Source organism: Candidatus Skiveiella danica (assembly GCF_022705245.1).
In the GTDB taxonomy this organism is placed as follows: domain Bacteria; phylum Pseudomonadota; class Gammaproteobacteria; order Burkholderiales; family Burkholderiaceae_C; genus Skiveiella; species Skiveiella danica.
On sequence record NZ_JAKJEW010000199.1, the window covers coordinates 1 to 518 of the forward strand.

General features: G+C 61.6%; 1 protein-coding gene. It reads left to right on the plus strand.

All coding sequences use genetic code 11. The features are described from left to right. Positions 1-518 (plus strand): ABC transporter ATP-binding protein (locus tag ACMUOY_RS20990; protein ID WP_413894628.1); only part of this gene is annotated, 518 nt, incomplete at both ends.

A 518-nucleotide genomic window follows, 5' to 3' on the forward strand; every position in this document is an offset into this window, starting at 1 on the left:
ACTGTTCAACCTGATCACGGGTCTCGTTAAGCCATCTACAGGAGAAGTGCGCATTCAAGGCCAAGCCGCGACGGGACTGGATTCGCACCAGGTGGCATCTTTGGGAGTCGCACGGACCTTCCAGCACATCCGCCTGTTCGAAACACAGTCAGTGCTCGAAAACGTCCTGGCAGGCTGTCATCTGCGGGGGCGCAACAACGTTCTCGGAGCCTTGGCGCGATCGACTGCGCACGCGAACCAGGAAGCGCAGGCGGCCCTGGCCTTGGTCGATACATCGCTCCTGACGCGCGAAGCTTCGCTGGTCCGCCATTTGTCGTATCCCGACCGTCGCCGGGTAGAGGTAGCTCGCGCCATCGCAACAGGCGCCAAGCTGCTGCTGCTGGACGAACCGGCTGCCGGAATGACTCCCGAGGAGATCACGGCAATGGTAGACGACATCGTCGCCCTTCGGGACCAAGGCTACACGATCGTCGTCATAGAGCACCACATGGACCTCATAGCCGCAGCGTGCGACCGAG